Origin of the sequence: Flavobacterium sp. CF136, assembly GCF_000282055.1 — a bacterium.
In the GTDB taxonomy this organism is placed as follows: domain Bacteria; phylum Bacteroidota; class Bacteroidia; order Flavobacteriales; family Flavobacteriaceae; genus Flavobacterium.
Genome location: NZ_AKJZ01000031.1, coordinates 1 through 1760, shown reverse-complemented (window position 1 = coordinate 1760; position 1760 = coordinate 1). Strand labels below are relative to the sequence as shown.

General features: G+C 40.1%; 1 pseudogene. It reads left to right on the top strand.

Going from position 1 to position 1760, the window contains the following annotated elements:
- Positions 1-1760 (top strand): annotated as a pseudogene (locus tag PMI10_RS11180) (hypothetical protein); the annotation flags it as partial.

The window sequence follows — 1760 nt, the reverse complement described above, 5'->3', positions numbered from 1 at the left end:
GCCGGTTCTTTTGGCTGCGACATCATCAATAACAACGTCATTGACATGTGGATCCGGAAACGTGGCCCAGCCAGCGACAGTTACTGTTGTTGCTACACCAGGAACAGGAACAGCTCCTTATGAATACAGTTTTGATGGCGGGTTGAATTATTCATCAACCAATACATACCAATCATATGCAGGAATTACATTTGATGTATTTGTAAGAGATTCGAAAGGATGTTTATTTACACTTACAAATGGAGTTAATATTCCGGCTTTGGTTCCACCAACAGACTTGACATTCAGTACAACAGTTCCGATAACTTGTTTAGTAAACGGTACAGTTGAGATTACGGGTCATACAGGAGGAATAGGAACATTGCAGTATGAGACTATAGCACCTTCACCTATAATCGTACCACAACAAACAAGCACTACCTTTGCAGGATTAACAGCTGGTACTTATGTATTCAGGGTAACAGATGCAAATGGATGTACTTACGAGGAATCTCATACAGTTGCTCCGGTAACTCCAATTGCTATTGTGGGTACATTGATCAACGATATTTCATGTAATGTTGCAGATGGTACAACCAATAACGGTTCAGCACAATTTACCGTTACCGGATTCAGTACATCAGGTAACTATGCTATAGCTGTAACCAGCGCTCCGGCAGCATTACCATTTACTCAAAGTATTTCCGGTGATGTTATTACCTTAACAGGTCTTTCAACAGGAACCTATACAGTAACTGTAACAGATAATACGACTTCTTGTCAGGATGCGGCTTCAGTAATAACAACAGAGCCAGCGCTAATTGCCTTTACGGCAGCAGGAACTAAAGTATTCTGTTCACAGGATATCTCACAAATCACGGTTAGTGGTGTCACAGGCGGAACAGGAGCTTATACCTATGCAGTTGTAAACGGCGGTGCAGCAGCTCCGGCAGCTTCAGCTTACGCAAGCAGTTCTGTACTTTCAGTAGATACTAACCTGACAGACTTAAGTTGGGATGTTTATGTAAAAGATGCCAATGGATGTATTCATATGGAAAATGTTGTTATCACAAATGATGCAGCACCAACCATTACAGTTCCGGCACAACAATGTTATGTTGGATCAGCATTGACAGTTGACTTAAGTACATTGACTACCACATATAATGGAGTTAAAACCTATACAGTAAACGGATCAGTTATTGCTTCTTCTATAGCTACATTCAATGCGCCTGGTACTTACACATTAGGAATTCAGGATGATAATGGATGTGAGGCTACAGTAATTTATACAATTGAAAAACAACTATTAGCTACAGCAACATTAACTAAAGATTTATATTGTGCAGCACCGGTTAACGCAACTATTGATGTTGTTATAACTGATGGAATAGCGCCATATAGTTATCAAATGTATTTGAACGGATCAGCTACAGGAGCTTCAACAGCGGTAACAGGTTCAACCTTTACAGCTTCAGTAGCTGCGGCAGGTAGTTATTATTTTGTAATATCAGATAGTAATACACCAAATTGTTCAGTAACAACAAATACAATAATTGTAACTACTCCAACCACACCAACAGCAACACCAGTTCAAACGAATGTAAGTTGTAATGGAGGTACTGATGGAAGTATCACGTTGACACCAGCAAACGGAATCACGCCATATACTTATGCGCTTACAGGACCGGTTGCAAATACAACGGGAGATGTTACAGGAATTTATACAGGTTTAATTGCAGGATCTTATTCAATTGTAGTGACTGACGCCAAAGGATGTT